Below are 17,642 nucleotides of genomic sequence, written 5' to 3' on the forward strand. Positions count from 1 at the left end.
AGATGAGACTGATGCAATGCTATTGCAAATTTTCAAGACAGTTTTCGCAGATTCCTTTGGCAAATAATCTTATTTCATCAATCCTGAAATTGGTCTGAATATTTTCAGGAAAGGAAATATCTTCTTTGCAGGTGGTTTGCTTGCATATTTTACAGTAGAAATGGAGATGCCAGTCTTTATGTGTTTTCTCATCACAATCATCTTCGCACAGTTTGTATTTTGTGGTTGTATTTTCCTGAATGCTGTGAACAATTCCTTTTTCTTCAAAAGTTTTCAATGTTCTGTAGATGGTGATTCTGTCAGCATTGTCGAAATAATTTTCTATTTCAGAAAGCGATAAAGCTGCTTCCTGAGAGCTTAAGAAATCATATACCAAAATTCTCATACTGGTTGGTTTGGTATTTTTATCAATGAGTTTGTGTTCTATATCTTTTTTCATTGTAAGCTTTTAAATTGTTACAGATGGACTTCATTTTCTTCATAACCTTCTTCTTCTATCTGAAAAGTTGTATGACTGATTTTAAAGTTATTCACAGTAGAATCCGTCAATGTTTTTAATAATTGATTCTGAGAATATCCGGACTCTTTTACCACATGAGCACTCATCGCATTGACACTGGAAGTCAGTGACCATACGTGCAGATCATGAACATCTTTCACTCCGGGAGTTTTCTCCAATGATTGACGAAGTGCATGTATATCCACATCTTTAGGTGTTCCTTCGAGTAAAACATTAATGGCTTCTTTCAAAAGTCTCCAAGTTCTTGGAAAGATCAACAGTCCGATTGCAGCTGAAATCAACGGGTCGGCATAGTACCAGCCTGTGGTCAGCATAATCACTCCGGCAATCATGACTCCTACAGAAGTAAGCATATCTGAAAGGACTTCAAAATAGGCTCCTTTCATATTCAGGCTGCCTTCTGAGTCTTTTCTCAGAATCATCATTCCGATAATATTGACAATCAATCCTATTCCGGCTACAATCAGCATTGATTTACTTTGTACTTCCGGCGGATTTTGAAACCGCTGATAGGCTTCAAACAATACATAAATCGAAATTCCCAGTAAAACCACTGCATTAATTACAGCTGCCAGTATTTCTGTTCTGTAATAACCATATGTTCTGGAAGGATCTGCCTTTCTTTCTCCTATTTTGATAGCGATAAATGCCAGCAATAATCCTACCACATCGGTCAGCATATGTGCTGCATCAGCCAATAGCGCAAGACTGTTGGTAACAATACCTCCTATTACCTCAGCAATGAGATAGGTTCCGCTAAGGCAGAGGACAATCAGGAGGCTTCTTTTGTGTCTGCTTCCTGCAGAAACGGTTTGGGTTGGTGTGCTTTCCATATTGTGTGTATGGTTTAATTACATTTCATAATAAGATGTATTTTCTTTTTTAGTGGGAACATTCTGATCACCGATCATCTGTCTGATATTGATCTCTATGGTCTGTGCAAGAGAGGTCATCGGAGTATCTACAGGACCGTTTTCAAACGGATCCTGCATGATGATGGATGTTTTTTCAATCGCAATGAATGTAACCGGAACCAGGAAAGTAATCGCAATTTCTACTACAAGCTGTGAATCATCAAGCCCAAACGGAAGAATAGCCGCAAAAACATAGATCAGAATATGGACTAAAACACTGTAAGAACGTGGGAAAACCGTATTCTTCAGTCTTTCACATTTCCCCATGCTGTCGCAAAGCCTTGTGATGATATCATTCAGCTGCATCTGCTGAAAATCGGTCAGTTCTTTGGAAGCGACAATTTCTTTCAGCTGTCTGGAGTGTTCATCCAGAATAGCATTGGGAATATTCATTCCTTTAATCTTATGTTTATCCAGATACTGCTGAACTTTTTCAGAAAACGGCAGCTTTCTCAAAGATTCTCCAAGTGCATAGGTCCAGATACTCTGTCTTTCGGCAAACTCTTTTATTGCTTTATCTTCTCCTGCCGGCATAAACTGGATAATCAATCTCACAAAAGTTCTGGAATCATTTACAATAGCGCCCCAAACGGTTCTGGCTTCCCACCATCTTTCGTAGGACTGGGAAGTACGGAATGCCAGCAGCAATGATACTGCCGTACCCAACAATGCAGGAATATTCAATGGTAATGAGATCTTACGAAACCATGGCAACATGTCCAAAAGACCGATAGCTACTGCAAATATTCCGATAAACAGAATTTGGGTTTTTATTTCACGGATGAAATACCAGACTGATATTTTTTTGTTTAGTAACATAATCAAGTCATTTATTAAAAATTCGGTGAGATAATCTTTACTTTTTTCCTGCCGCTTTTATTCAATAAAAACTCCGTAAACAGCTCTAATTTAAGGATAAAAATCGACATTTTACTGGTTCCGTATGTTTTCATTAATGTTCGTGTTCCCCAGAATTCACCAGTTTCGCATTCACGAAAAATGCTCCTTTCACTACTATTTTTGCATTGTCAGGAATATTTCCAACCGGAGTTATCGCGGTATATCCCATATCAGATGTTCCCTTCACTATTTCTATTTTTTCAAAGTTTAAGGTTTTCGGATGTGGTTTTCCTTTTTCTTCATGTTCTTCTTCCGCTTTTTTATCGGTCTGAATAAACACATAGTATTTCCCATCGGCTTCTACAATAGCTTCTGTAGGAACTGCCGGGGTTGTGCTTTTATCAAGGCTTACAATTCCGGTGATATTCATTCCGTCAATCAGTCCGGATTTGTTTCCGATCACTTCGCAGTGCATGGAAATGGTTTTACTTTCGTTTTCAAAAGAAGATCCTATGCTGTAAATTCTTGCATCGTATTCAGTTTCCGGATTATTGGTCAGTTTAAAATGAACAATCTGCCCAACTCTCATTTTAGGAAGATCTTTTTCAAATACCTGAAGATCAAGATGAATGGAACCGTTATCAATTACGGTGGCAACAGGAGAGGAAATATCCACATAGCTTCCGATCTGTGCAGTGATACTGCTGATTGTTCCGCTGATAGGTGCTGTGATCACCAAACCGGATTTCATATTTCCGTTGCTTACCTTTCCCGGGCTTATTCCCATCATCTGAAGCTGTTTCAACAGGGAAGCTCTTTTTGTTCTTAATGTTTTCAGCTCAGCATCCGCGCTCTGAAGATTTTTCTTTGCGCCTGCATCATTATCAAAAAGCTCTCTTTGTCTTCTGTATTCCTGTTCTGCATAAGTAATCCTGCTATTGGTAGTCAGATAATCTTCCTGAAGCTGGATATATTCCGGGTTCGCAATGGTGGCAATAACCTGTCCTTTTTTCACGATGCTTCCTACCTGAATATTGATGGTTTTAATAATTCCTCCATACAGGGAAGTTATGGTTGCTTTATTACTGTTCGGTACACTCAGCAGACCATTGGCTTTTATCGTTGATGTCAGCTCTTTCATTTCTACGGTTCCTAAAGCCACTCCTACAGATTTCATCTGCTCTTCTGTAAGGGAAGCTATAGTTTGCGGAGCTTCTTCATGTGCCTGCTCTTTCTGTTCTGTTTTTTCAGGAGCTTTTTCTTCCGAAGCTTCTTTTTTTCCACAGCTTGTTAGTAAGATTGAGATCAGGATAAGAGGGATGATATTATATTTGAGTTTCATAAGTAAAAATGTATTTTGTCTGATGCTGTATGCCATTGTTTTCATTTGTCCGGCAGAAAATTTTATTAACAGCGCTTTCATATTATTTGTTTATAATGGAATTAATAGTAACTACAGATTGGTTCATCTGCTGGATAGATTCCAGGTATTTTAACTGGATATTCGTGGCAGTCTGCAGGGCAAAAAGATATTCCACATATGAAATTTCCCCTGTTTTATATCCTAGCTGAGCTGCTTTTACAATTTTCTCTGCATTAGGCAGTGCCTGACCTGTATAGTAATCGTATTGCTGCAAGTCTTGCTGATACTGGCTGAAGGCATTTTCTAACTGAGCAGAGAGTTGTTTCTGCTGCATTTTAGCATTGGTTTCAGCAACCTGTTTTTCATATTCCAATGCCTGAATTCTCGCTTTTGTGGCCCCAAATGTCAATGGAATAGCGACTCCTACTGTTGCCGACTGAAAACGTTTTCCTGAGTTATAAAAGTTTTCCTGTCCGTTGATGGTATGAAGTCCTATCAAAGATTGGTTGGTATATCCTAAGCTAAAATCAGGCAGCCCGAGGGATTTTTCAACTTTCTTGTTTTTTTCAGCAATTTCCATTTCCTGATAAAAAGCTTTTACTGTAGGATTGTTGGTAACTACTGCGCTATCGAGTACATTTTCTGCTTTTAAAGGAGCATAGTCTTTATTAAACGGAACTTCAAGATCTTCTGACGTATTCATCAGAGTCTTTAAATTCTTATAAGCGTTATTCAGAAAGACTTCATTCTGTCTGAGCAGCAGATCAATTTCTCCTTTCTGGGTTTCTGCAGTACTGATTTCTATCTTTTTGATATCACCTGCTTTGAATCTTACGGTTGCAATTCTGATAAATTCCTCATAATATTGAGCCAGACTCGTAAGCTGAGCTTTATTATACTGAAGATATTCAATCTGATAATAATAGGTACGTACCTGTTTTATCAGTTCATTGGCTGTAATTTCCTTATCAATCTGCTTGCTTTTAATATTCTCATTGATTAGGTCTTTTCTTGCTTTAAACAATGTTGGAAAAGGAATGCTTTGTGAGATCGCAAACGACTGGTCAAACTTCGGACTGTTGTATTGTCCAAGCTGTGTTTCAAAACTTAATTTCGGAAGTTCTTTTGCTGTCGGTCTTAATGCTTCTGCGGATTTAATGCTTAAATCTTTTGACTGCAGGGTTAAGTTATTATTCACAGCCTGTTCTACAGCCTGCTCCACAGAAATTGGTCTGGACTGTGCTTTAAAAGTCTGTCCCAGCATCATAAATCCGACAACAAGGGTCGCAGTAATTGTTCCTGCGTTATTATTTTTTCTCTTCAAAATCTTTGTGTTAAAAATGATATACAGCATTGGCAAAACAAATAGTGTAAGGAACGTTGCTGTTACCAGACCGCCAATTACTACTGTGGCCAAAGGTTTCTGAACTTCTGCTCCCGCTCCGGTGGAAATAGCCATTGGCAAAAATCCCAGTGAAGCTACGGTAGCCGTCATTAATACAGGTCTTAATCTGGTTTTTGTTCCTTCAAATACTCTTTTCAGAATATCAGTTTCACCATCTTTTTCTAATTGGTTGAACGTTCCTATCAAAACAATTCCATTCAATACTGCTACTCCAAACAGGGCAATAAATCCGATCCCGGCACTGATACTGAACGGCATATCTCTTACCAAAAGCGCAAATACACCCCCAATTGCACTCATAGGAATGGCTGTAAAAATCAATGCAGCCTGTTTGAATGAGCGGAAGGTAAAATACAACAGCATAAAAATAAGAAGCAATGATACCGGAACAGCGATCATCAGACGCTTGCTGGCTTCCTGAAGATTTTCAAACTGACCTCCGTAGGTAAAGTAGTATCCGGAAGGAAGCTTCACTTTATTTAATTTTACCTGAATATCTTTCACCACACTTTCCACATCACGGTCTTTTACGTTGAACCCAATTACAATTCTGCGTTTTCCCTGCTCGCGGCTGATCTGTGCAGGTCCTAGTTTGTAGCTAATATTCGCCACCTGTGATAATGGAATCTGAGCTCCGGTAGCAGAAGTAATCATCAGATTATTCACATCTGAAATATCCGTTCTGTGAAGACTGTCCAGGCGTACAACCAGATCAAAACGTCTTTCATTTTCAAACACCTGTCCGGCCGCTTTTCCTGCAAAGGCTGTACTTACTGCATTGTTGACATCTTCGATATTTAATCCATAATTGGCAATTCTCGTTCTGTCATACTGAACATTAATCTGCGGAAGACCACTCACTCTTTCAATCTGAGGTGCTGTCGCTCCATCTACGGTCTGAATAATTTTTCCTACTTTATCCGCATACACCGCTAAAGAATCAAGATTTTCACCAAAGATTTTCACGGCAACATCCTGTCTGATTCCTGTCATCAGTTCATTGAAACGCATCTGAATAGGCTGATTTTTCTCAAAGAATACCCCAGGAATTGTTTCCAATTTTTCACTAATCTCATCTGCCAGTTCATTGTAAGATTTTTTGGTTTTCCATTCGCTTTGCGGTTTCAATACTACGATCATATCGGTTGCTTCAGGCGGCATCGGATCAGTAGGAACCTCAGCAGAACCTGTTTTCCCGACTACCATTTTCACCTCATCAAACTGTTTGATAATTCTCGATGCCTGCATGGAGGTTTCTATACTCTGACTGAGTGAACTTCCCTGTGGTAAAATACAGTGGAAGGCAAAATCTCCCTCCTGCAATTGCGGAATAAACTCACCACCCATATTTTTAAAGATAAAAGCAGAGATAAGGAACACTATAGCGGTTGCTGAGACAATGATATATTTTAATTTTATCGCTTTCTGTAATAATGGCTGATAAACCTTTTGCAAACGATTCATCATTTTATCAGAGAAGGTTTCTTTGTGGGATATTTTCTTAGATAAAAACAGCGCGCTCATCATAGGAATGTAGGTCAGGGATAAAATTAAAGCTCCCAGAATAGCAAATCCTACTGTTTTCGCCATTGGGGTAAACATTTTTCCTTCTACACCAGCTAGTGTAAGAATCGGGATATAAACGATCAGGATAATAATTTCCCCGAAAGCTGCACTGCTTCTTATTTTGGATGCAGAAAGGAATACTTCTTCATCCATTTCAGACTGCGTTAATGCACGGACAGATTTCCTTACTCCCAAATGATGTAAAGTAGCTTCTACAATAATAACGGCTCCATCGACAATCAATCCGAAATCTATAGCACCAAGACTCATCAGGTTAGCACTTACTCCGAAGACATTCATCATTCCAAGAGCAAACAGTAATGAAAGCGGAATGGCTGAAGCTACGATAAGTCCGGCTCTCAGATTTCCAAGGAAAACAACAAGAACGAAAATTACAATTAAGGCTCCTTCGATGAGGTTTTTCTGTACGGTATTAATGGCTCTGTCTACAAGATCGGTCCTGTCCAGAAATGGTTCTATAATGACATCATCCGGAAGAGACTTCTGAATAGTAGGAATTTTTGCTTTGATATTGCTGACCACCTCATTACTGTTGGCTCCTTTTAACATCATCACTACTCCTCCCACGGCATCTACTTTCCCGTCATATGTCAATGCTCCGTAACGAACAGCGCTTCCTAAACGGACATCAGCAACGTCTTTTATAAAGATGGGAACGCTTCCGGTTTCGTTTTTAACTGCAATATTTTTGATATCTTCAAGAGAAGTCACCAGGCCAATTCCACGGATAAAATAGGCATTGGGTTTTTTATCAATATAAGCTCCTCCAGTATTCTGATTGTTTTTTTCAAGGGCTGTAAATATTTCCGTAATGCTTGTTCCCATTGCTTTTAATCGATTGGGATCAATAGCTACTTCATATTGTTTTAATTCTCCTCCGAAACTATTGATCTCCGCAACACCCGGCGTTCCGTTCAGCTGTCTGCGAACGATCCAGTCCTGCATAGTACGGAGTTCTTTGGCATTGTATTTCTTCTCACTTCCTTTTTTAGGGTGAAGAATATACTGATACACTTCTCCAAGACCTGTACTTACGGGAGCCAACTCCGGAGTTCCTACTCCTTTCGGAATTTCTTCCACTGCGTTTTTCAACTGTTCATTAATGAGCTGTCTCGCAAAGTAAACGTCTACATTCTCTTTGAACACTACTGTAATTACTGACAGTCCGAATCTTGAAATACTTCTTGTTTCTTGAATATCGGGAACATTGGCAATACTCTGTTCAATAGGAAAGGTAACCAGCTGTTCTACTTCCTGTCCCGCCAGTGTAGGACATACGGTAATAATCTGTACCTGGTTATTGGTGATATCCGGTACAGCATCTATTGGTAATCTGGTGGCACTCCATGTTCCCCAGATGATCAGCACCAAAGTCATCAAACCAATGATCACCTTATTTTTAATACTGAATTTTATGATTTTATCTAACACGATTTGTATTTAATTTTTATTGAAAAGTGAATGCACGCAGTATAAAATACTGCAGCAAAAATATCCTGAAAACCTCTGCAATGGTATTGCAAAGTTTCAAGCACAGTTAAGTATTAGAAAGCATAACTTTCTAAAAATCAATAAAAATTAAATTTTAGGAGGCTGCCAGATAGGATCGTAAATCTGGTAAGCAAAATCATTTTTGTGGAATAGGATCTTTTTTGAAAAATAAGCCGGAATCTGCTCCGGAATTTCCAATAAAGGATCCATTTTAAATGCTGAAACGGTCATCTGACAACAGCTGCAGGCACACAATGGAGAACATATATCTCCTTTTTCTGTAGAATGAGTACTATTAATACTTAATGAGACCTTATTCTCTACCGAATTCAGTGGATGAGACACATCAGCACATGGCATCAGTGATAACGCCATAAAGTAAATTGCAAGTATCCATCTTAAGAGGTTCATTGTTACAAAGGTAGAGATTTTTTCTAAAATGGGTAGATTCTGAAATTTTAAATATATGACAAAAATCAAGGTATCCTATCGGAATACCTATTTCCCAATAATCATTTTTTCGCAAAAATCATTAAGCATTATTCAAAATAAAGGCCATTATTTCCAATGTATTCCCTATCATAATTCACAAATCAAAAACTCTATTCAAAAACTCAATTAACGAAGTATTTAAGACACCTAATAGTGTCTATTCATTATCTTTGCAAAACTTAGATTACCATTTTAAGTGATAAAACCATTCACAATTATTTAGAAATATTCTTATTTCATTCAACTTCAAAATATTTACAAACTAATTTATACATTATGAAACGTACGTTACTATTTGTTTTTGCGATGGCAACCTCAAGTATTTTTGCACAAAGCTGGAACACTACCGGAAATTCAGGAACCAATCCTCCAACTCATTTCATTGGAACAACAGATGACAAACCGCTCATTTTCAAACAGAACAATCAGCAGAATTTCAAAATTGAAGGACAAAGCATCAATATCGGAAGCGGTGCTCCCGGAACAGGAAACCTTCAGTTGGCATTATCACCTTGTAACAGCTGTTATTCAGGATGGGCTAAACCTAACGATGGTGTGATGAGATTATTAGGTGGACATAACCTGAATATTCATATGGACAATGATAATGCTATTGATCCCAATTCTGACACCAGTACTCCGAATTCATCAGGAATTTCAAGGGTCCGTTTTTCTGATGCTGTACATAAAAGCCTAATGGTACTTTTTAATACAGGAAAAGTAACCGTGGGAACAGACCAGTATGACAATGATGCTAACTTTATTTTTTATGTAAGCAAAGGAATCAAGGCAGAGCAGATAAAAGTTGAAAGCCCTGCGGCTAATGGCTGGGCAGATTATGTATTCAAAAAAGAGTATAAGCTTCGTTCTTTAGAAGAGGTAGAACAACATATTTCAGAAAGAGGCCATTTACCAAACATTCCATCAGCAAAAGAAGTAGAACAAAACGGAATTAATTTAGGGGAAATGGATGCAAAGCTTCTTGAAAAAATTGAAGAACTGACTCTTTATTCAATACAACAAAATAAACAGCTTCAGGAAGAAAGTAAAGTTTTAAAATATCAATCGGAGAAAATTGAACAACTAGAAAAACAAATTCAAAAACTTTTATCCTCTCAAAAATAAATACAAATGAAAAGAAAACTACTTTCCGTATTTTCTTTATTGATCGGTTTTCTAGGCTATTCACAAACGGAAGTCTATTTCAAATATGACGAAGCCGGAAACCAGCGATACAGAGGAACTAACGCAACAGGTAAAAAAGCTGAACAGTCTGTTCCAAAAGAAATACAATTACAGGAAGCAAAGGTAGCAGCGGCCAGCCAACAAGCAACTTCCATTGATGAAAAAACGTTCTGGAAACAAATCAGACTCTACCCTGTGCCGGTAAATGATTATTTAACCATCGACTGGACAGAAGAAGTAGACGGGCTGATTGAATCCGTTTCATTGTATCAGCATAGTAATGTTCACTGGAAATTCCAGCAGCAAAATCTGCCGGATCTAAACAATCAGGTGAAAATTAATATGACCGGATATGACTGGGGTGTCTACATTCTTCGATTCACTCTAAAAGACGGAAGAGTCTTTGGCAGAAACGTAACCAAAAGATAAAAAACAGGAAGTGGAATTCAGAAAATTAAAGCATTGAAAGACTTACAATCATTCTGTCATTTTATTCCCTCTGATTCCAGCCTATTGATTATTATTCATCAATCATTCATTAAAAACAACTAATAAAAACAATGAAATTCTTTTCATCATTGATGTTATTCCTGTGCTCAGTATGGGGGTTTTCACAGACCATACTTTACCGGGCAGAATCTACCTCGCGGACCGTTCAGGACCCGCAGTCGGTAATTATGACACAGGGATTTCAAGCCAAGTCGGGTGTATCGAATCCGTTTCTGGCTAAAATAGGTCCTGCCACAGATAATCCAGGTGGTGGACCAACAAACTCGCAGGCAGGTATAAATAATCCTTCCCGAACCATAGAAATAGATAGTATCAAATTCCATGATACGAAAGGAAATATAGAGGTAAATGGAGGTGGACAACTACAATTCACCTTACCTATTGCGCTGCCTCCCGGAATAAAAACCGTAGCACCACAAACAAATCTGGTGTATACCAGCAGTTCAGGAAATGGAATTGCCGGATATGGTTGGAATTTATCTGGATTAACATCAATTTCCAGAGTCGGGAAAACCATTGAAAAAGATGGGAAACCTCAGGGAATCCAGTGGGATTATACGGATTACTACTCTTTCAACGGAGAGAGATTAGTTTTAAAGTCAGGTGAATATGGAAAAGATGGAGCAGAATATGTTCCCGCAAAATATTCTAATATTAAAATAAAATCTGTAGGAGTAAATCCCGAACAGAACGGACCATTGTATTTTGAAATTACATTTGAAGATGGTTCAAAAGCATGGTATGGTCTTAATGCTGATTCAAGAACTTCAGCTGAATATAATATCAGCAAATGGAAAGACGTACAGGGAAATTATATTTCTTACAACTATGTGCAGGGAAAAGGAGTTACCACCATACATAATATAGCATGGGGCGGCAATGAACAGCAGAATAAAAGCCACTTTAACTCTATTGAATTTACCTATGCTGACAGAACTTTAAAAGAGCAAGCCTACACAAAAGGGTTAACATACACTCAAAGCATGATCTTATCTGAGATCAAAGTAAATTCAAACGGAAATTTGTTTAAAAAATATTCACTTGAGTACGTTCAAAATAAAACAAATTACCAGTTTTTAAGTAAAATTACCGAATCTAATTCTGCAGGGGCTAATGCCAACCCAATAACCATTCAGTATCAGCAGGATCCATCTGCTACCAATACCCTTTGGCAAGACAGCAGATATGATGATCTTTATGACCGTTATCAGGAGGTCATTTCCGGGGATTTTAACGGGGATGGAAAACTGGACTTCATCAAGGACAAGACCTTAATGATTAACAGATTGGAGAATTCCGGACAGTTTTATAATTTGACCTATCAAGGTAAGTTTCTAGGTGTTGGAACAGGAATTAAAAACAATATCCTGCTAAACAAAAGTGTATTTTTTACTTCTCAGACTTCATTTGAAGAAAAAAATGTTTTGATACGAACTTATGAAGTAATTGATGGTAAGGCTGAGTTGGTATCCTCAAAAAAAATTGATCTGAGCAGCTATCCGCAGCTATTCACAGAAATCAGAGGAACACTGTATAACAACCTCATCATTGAATACAATGATCTTAAATGCAAAATCAAAGAAGCGGATTTTGACGGGGATGGAGTTTCAGATTTTTTGTTGAGCATTGAAAATGTAGCCTATGGTTATCCGAATGGTCCTGGAGAATGGTCTGAATATTTTGATTCACTGTATCTTTCAGAAACATTCTATTACAATACAAGAACCGGAGTTCTGCAAAAACAGGATAGTGATGAGTTTGAGAAATTTAAAATAGCTGACTTTAAAGGCGAAGGTAAATCGAATCTGCTTAAAATTCAGGATAATAATATTTATATCTATGAATTAAACACACAGAACAAATTTGTACAGGCCTTTTCCACTACAAAAGAATCCTACAATGATGTTATTTATCTGGGTGATTTTAACGGAGACGGAAAAACAGATATCATGGCTCCCATCGCAGATGCTTCCTCAGACTGGAGAATGTATCTGTCTACAGGTGCAGGGTTTGTAAAACACTATTATTCTAATCTTTTCCTATATGAACCCTGGTGGGAAGGAAGTTTAAGAAAGAAAAGACAGATTCAAAGAACATATAGTACCTCTGACCTAAATAAAGATGGAAAAAGCGATCTGTTAATTTTTGAATCCCAGAGGTGGAACCGAGACGGCTGGACCGATTGGAATAATCCCGATTCCAGTTATGGCTTTAATTTTCTGAGAAATGATGGTGTTGACAGTAATGGCAAACCCATATTTAATAATGCTCACAGTCTGGCTCCAGTAGAATTAAACTGGGATGGAGAAATAGGCAATTATTCTATGTATGGCGAGCAATTCAGACCTCTATTCGGTTCGTTTCGTATAGCCCAGCTCAATACAGATTTTGCCATTATCCACAGAACAAAAATGATTACCTGGGATCTGGGAAGCAAACTTAATGTAATTTCCAAAATTAAGTCAATACGTCAGGCCGGAATAAAAACTGTTACAGAGTATTCTCCATTAACCAGCTCAGGAAACATTTATCAGTCTTTCTATACTACCAATCCAATTGCATATCCTTACATCAACATCACCGAAAACTATAGTTATTTTGTTGTTTCAAAACTGATTCAAGGGGATCGTAAACAGGAATTCAGATACAGGGACTTAATTGGAAATCTTCACGGAAAAGGAATGATAGGTTTCAGACAAATGGCCAGATCAACGTTTTTCAGTGATGCATTAGTGAATACCAAAGTTTGGAACGGCTTTGAAATCAATCCTGCCAACGAAGGATTACCTTATAAAGACTGGAGTATACGTACAGCTGATGAATCAAAAATATTCCCTGCAGATATTTCATTGAACAATACTCAATTATTATCATTTAAACAATATGACTACAAAATAGATAAACTTTTGAACGGAGCAGTAGTTCCGGTAATCCCCGATACGGAAAAATCTAAAGCTGTTCTTGCGATCAATCCATACATCACTACATCAAAAGACTTTTTAAAGAACATCAAAACGGTACATACTGTAGAAGAGTATGATAATTTATACCTTCCTAAAAAGTCTACCGTTAATATTAATGATGGATTTTCTGTTTCAACGTCAGAATTAGAATATTTCCCTCATGACACAACCGCAGGAACCAATTATAGTATAGGAAAACCTAAGACCAAAACAACAACTGTTCAGGCTTATGGTGATACCCAATCAACAAAAGAGGAATATATTTATAACAATAATCTTCTCAAAACCTATAAGATAAGTAACAGAGATAATACAGGAGCTCTTACTGAAATATACAATTATGACAATTTCGGAAATGTTATTCAGAAAGTTAATTTAAATAGTATTGATTCCCAAAAGGAAATTACCAATTATCAATATGATGATAAGGGCAGATTTGTTATTAAATCTACAGACGATCTGGGATTAGAGACCAATACTCTTTACAATGACTGGGGATTAGTGACTAAAAAGACGGATGCTCTGGGGAACACTTTAGAAAATGAGTACGACGCATGGGGTAAATTAATGAAATCCAAAACAAATATCTCCGGAGTTACTACCTATGAATATGTAAAAGATAACTTATATAATTCGGTCGTTATAACATATGACCCTAGTGGAGATATTTCAAAAAAATACACCAACAAATGGGGACAGGAGTATAAAGAATCCTCCAAAGCGTTTAAGCAGGGACAATATATTTCTCAGGACATTGTATATGATGTACTGGGAAGAAAAACAGCTGAAAGTGAACCTTATTTTGAAGGACAAAGCTCTAACAAATGGAACACAATTTCTTTCGATGATTCAGTATTCCCAGCCAGGATAACAACAACAGCATTTAATGGAAAACAGGTAAAAGTTTCAGTGTCCGGCAATGCAACAACAGAGGAAGAAATTAATGGAAATAAAAGGATTACCACCAAAACCACCGATGCCTTAGGAAATGTTATTTCCACCACCGACAAAGGAGGAACAATCCAGTTTTCATACAATGCCGCCGGAGAACAGATTCAAGCGAAATATAATGAGAATATTGTTACTACTAAGTATGATACATGGGGTAGAAAATCAGAATTTAATGATCCTTCCAACGGATTATACAAATATGAGTATCATGGGATGGGACAGCTTAAAAAAGTTACAAGTCCAAAGGGAACAAAAGAATATACCTATAACAATCAAAGGCAGTTAACATCTCAAAAGGAAATTTCAACCGCAGATAGCGGCCAGGCTACTAATAAAGTTATTTCTTACAGTTATGACAGCAAGGGAAGGCTTATTTCAAAGTCCGGTACCTCAAACGGGAAAAATTACAGCTCCAGTATTGTATATGATCCGCAAGGAAGACTACTTTCATCCTCAGAAAGCAGTAATGGCAAATACTTTATACAGAAAGGAATTGTTTATGATGACAAAGCAAGAGTTGTTTCTTATGAAAAACAGCTGTATTCTTCTGGTATTCTGACAAAAGTAGACATTGAAAACGTTTACAGCGACTGGAATGGTGAACTGTATCAGATAAAGGATAAAAATTCCGGTAAAATACTTTGGCAACTGAACGAAATTAATGCAAAAGGCCAGGTATTAAAATCCAAACTGGGAACAACAGAAGTTATTAATGATTATGATCTTACCACTAATGTCCTAAAGGAAACCAAACATGGGTCACCTGTTAAGTCTAATCTTTTACACATCAAATATCAGTTTGATGCATTAAAAAATCAACTTGACAGTAGAATTACAGGAGGAGATTTCAATATCAATGAGCTTTTCAAATATGATGACAACAATAGGTTAATCTCATGGACAAATCCAGCAAACGGACAGGAAAACTCTAACGTTTATGACAACAAAGGGAGAATCCTGGAAAATAATCAGATTGGAAAAATTAAATTTGAAAATTCTACTAAAATTTATCAGGCAACCGGAATGACTCTTAATCCTGCCGGAGAACAAAATTATCAAAATGACCTCATCCAAAGTATTTCTTATAATGAAAATAACGATCCTGTTTTTATTGATGGAGAGAAAGGAGATGTAGCCTTCCAGTATGGCTTGGCCTCGATGAGACAAAGAGTAACTTATGGTGGAAATTTTGACACGGATAAAGATGGTAAATTCACAAAATATTACAATGAAGACGGCAGCTATGAGATCGTAAGAGACAATACTACAGGTAAAGAAAAACACATCCTTTACATTGATGGATCTCCTTATGAAAGCAACATTATTTACGTAAAGAACTACACTGAGGAAAACGGATCCTATAAATTCCTGCACAAAGATTATTTAGGCAGTATCTTAGCAATAAGTGATGAAGCCGGAAATAAACTGGAACAAAGACATTTTGATGCATGGGGGAATTTCACCCATCTTCAAATAGGAAGCGGAGCCGTAGAAACCGACATTAACAAAATTAAGCAAATTGCAAACAGTGGAGGTCTGCTGCTGGAAAGAGGGTATACTTCTCATGAGCATTTTATGGAAGTAGGAATCATTCACATGAACGGAAGACTTTACGACCCATTATTAAGACGATTCTTAAATGCTGATGAATTTATTCAGGATCCTTATAATACCCAAAACTATAACAAATATGGATATGTAATGAACAATCCATTGATGTTTAACGACTTTACCGGAGAGATCATGGGATGGGATGATGCCCTTATTGCTATAGGAATTGCTATATTTACCTCTGTTGCTACAGACTATTATTTAAACAGACCAATTAATATTGGCAGCATGTTCCAGTCTGTCGCAATGTCTATGATGTCTATGGGTATCAGTAATGGTATTGGAGATATTTTCAAAGCGGGAGGTGAAGTCGCAAAAGCTCTCGGAAAAACAGGAACCATTATCGCCAGAGCCGGTGCGCATGCATTAGCACAGGGGACATTATCTCTTGTACAGGGAGGAAATTTCTGGAGTGGATTATTAAGCGGAGCTTTTGCAAGTATTTCTAATGATTTACTAAATTTTGCTTCAAATAATGTAGGTGATAACAGCATTTTAAAAAGTGATGGCTTTGCTTTACTTAACGGAGCTGTTAGCGGAGGTGTCGGTTCTGTACTGGGAGGTGGAAACTTCTGGGTAGGAGCCGGACAAGGACTTATGGTTACAGCCTTTAACTATCTTAAACATAAACCACCTACGACGGATAATTTAATAGACGACATGGAAAAAAGCAAGATAGATCCAGCAGGAGTCCCGGATTATTCCAAGTTTGATGCTGAAGTAGCAAAAATGAGAAAGTTAAAAACAATTGCTAAATTAGCAAAAAAAACAGGATACATCCCTATTAAGGATGGTGGCAGCTCTGGCAGTGAAACTAGGGCTAACACCTCATATAAAACTGATAAAATTAAATCTATACAGCTTGGAAAAGTCATCAAAACAGAAGTTAAAACAACAGTAACCCAAATTACTATATTTAAAGAAGCTTTTACATCATATCTTAATCTGGCAGGAACATTTGTTCACGAATACACTCATGCTATTGATTATATAAGTGGTTATTTTGAAGGAAAGCTTAGTAAATTGGGTAAGCGTGAAACGGAACGCTTAATGGAAGAAAGAGCTTATGGAAGTGGTGCCAAAGCAGGAGATTTAATTCAAAAACAACAATATCAAGATTGGCTTAAAAGAAATGGATACTAAAAGAATATTATTACTACTGTTAATTTTTCAGTTTATCGTTATTTTTTCTCAGAAAAACTGTATACAGATGACTCTTCATCAGGATAAAAATGATAGTCTTAACGTAAGATTTACAAGTAAGTGCAAAGAAAAAGTTGTATTGTACCAATACAGTAAAATGATGAATACAACGCTTAATAACGGTTATGATCTTGAAGATATTACCCTATTAAAACAGGATCGATATAAAATAGAAAATATTAAATCAGATCAAAATCATAATTACCCGGTAGATTATGAAAAAGTAAAAAATAATTTTTTCATCCTCAACCCGAATGAATCCTATGACTTTGCTTTCCCTTTGCTCATATTTTTAGAAAAAAATAAATCTGTTTATGAGAAATATCAAAACTATTATTTGATTAACAATAAACATAAAGGGAAAACTGTACAGTTTAAATTAACGTATAATGCTCAATTTATCAATGAAGGTATTATAAATTTAAAAGATAATGTTTCATTGTATCCTATCTCGGTTGAATCCAATTACCTTAAAATAATTTTAAAATAATTGTTAACTTAATTTAGAAAAGCCGGCTCAAGCATTAGTTTTGAGCCGGCTTTTCAATGTTATAAATTACCCCGGGACATTTATCCTTCCCTTTTCCTGACAAGAAATCTGAATTTC

General features: G+C 37.0%; 10 protein-coding genes. 4 read left to right on the forward strand and 6 right to left on the reverse strand.

Annotated features, from left to right (window positions below; all coding sequences use genetic code 11):
• Positions 1 to 19: 19 nt before the first annotated feature.
• The 6 genes from OL225_RS14915 to OL225_RS14940 form a co-directional block, all read right to left on the reverse strand.
• On the reverse strand, positions 20 to 439 hold the full coding sequence (locus OL225_RS14915) for a Fur family transcriptional regulator (protein WP_047376524.1): 420 nt from the start codon (positions 437 to 439) through the stop codon (positions 20 to 22).
• Positions 440 to 456: 17 nt separating this feature from the next.
• Positions 457 to 1,353 carry a cation diffusion facilitator family transporter gene (locus OL225_RS14920; protein ID WP_264518778.1) on the reverse strand — a complete coding sequence of 299 codons (897 nt, stop codon included), beginning with the start codon at positions 1,351 to 1,353 and terminating at the stop codon, positions 457 to 459.
• 18 nt (positions 1,354 to 1,371) lie between these two features.
• Positions 1,372 to 2,253 (reverse strand): bestrophin family protein, encoded by an 882-nt coding sequence (locus OL225_RS14925; RefSeq protein WP_264518779.1) that lies wholly within the window; start codon positions 2,251 to 2,253, stop codon positions 1,372 to 1,374.
• Between the two features lie 133 nt (positions 2,254 to 2,386).
• Positions 2,387 to 3,616 (reverse strand): efflux RND transporter periplasmic adaptor subunit, encoded by a 1,230-nt coding sequence (locus OL225_RS14930; protein WP_264518993.1) that lies wholly within the window; start codon positions 3,614 to 3,616, stop codon positions 2,387 to 2,389.
• Between the two features lie 82 nt (positions 3,617 to 3,698).
• Positions 3,699 to 8,060, reverse strand: a complete 4,362-nt coding sequence (locus OL225_RS14935; protein WP_264518780.1) for a CusA/CzcA family heavy metal efflux RND transporter — start codon at positions 8,058 to 8,060, stop codon at positions 3,699 to 3,701.
• Positions 8,061 to 8,207: 147 nt separating this feature from the next.
• Positions 8,208 to 8,531, reverse strand: coding sequence for a DUF6660 family protein (locus OL225_RS14940; protein WP_264518781.1), 324 nt, complete (start codon positions 8,529 to 8,531; stop codon positions 8,208 to 8,210).
• Between the two features lie 357 nt (positions 8,532 to 8,888).
• Between OL225_RS14940 and OL225_RS14945 the strand changes: the two genes are divergently transcribed.
• The 4 genes from OL225_RS14945 to OL225_RS14960 all read left to right on the forward strand — a co-directional run bounded on the left by OL225_RS14945 (position 8,889) and on the right by OL225_RS14960 (position 17,525).
• The gene (locus OL225_RS14945; protein ID WP_081995461.1) at positions 8,889 to 9,737 is read left to right on the forward strand and encodes a hypothetical protein; all 849 of its coding nucleotides are present in this window, start codon (positions 8,889 to 8,891) and stop codon (positions 9,735 to 9,737) included.
• A 6-nt stretch (positions 9,738 to 9,743) separates the two neighbouring features.
• Positions 9,744 to 10,226 carry a T9SS type A sorting domain-containing protein gene (locus tag OL225_RS14950; RefSeq protein ID WP_264518782.1) on the forward strand — a complete coding sequence of 161 codons (483 nt, stop codon included), beginning with the start codon at positions 9,744 to 9,746 and terminating at the stop codon, positions 10,224 to 10,226.
• Positions 10,227 to 10,357: 131 nt separating this feature from the next.
• Positions 10,358 to 16,975, forward strand: coding sequence for an RHS repeat-associated core domain-containing protein (locus OL225_RS14955; protein WP_264518783.1), 6,618 nt, complete (start codon positions 10,358 to 10,360; stop codon positions 16,973 to 16,975).
• On the forward strand, positions 16,965 to 17,525 hold the full coding sequence (locus OL225_RS14960) for a hypothetical protein (RefSeq protein WP_156118384.1): 561 nt from the start codon (positions 16,965 to 16,967) through the stop codon (positions 17,523 to 17,525). The genes OL225_RS14955 and OL225_RS14960 overlap by 11 nt, the downstream gene beginning before the upstream one ends.
• The last annotated feature ends 117 nt before the right edge of the window (positions 17,526 to 17,642 follow it).

The sequence above is a fragment of the Chryseobacterium viscerum genome (assembly GCF_025949665.1).
Taxonomy (GTDB): Bacteria; Bacteroidota; Bacteroidia; order Flavobacteriales; family Weeksellaceae; genus Chryseobacterium; species Chryseobacterium viscerum_A.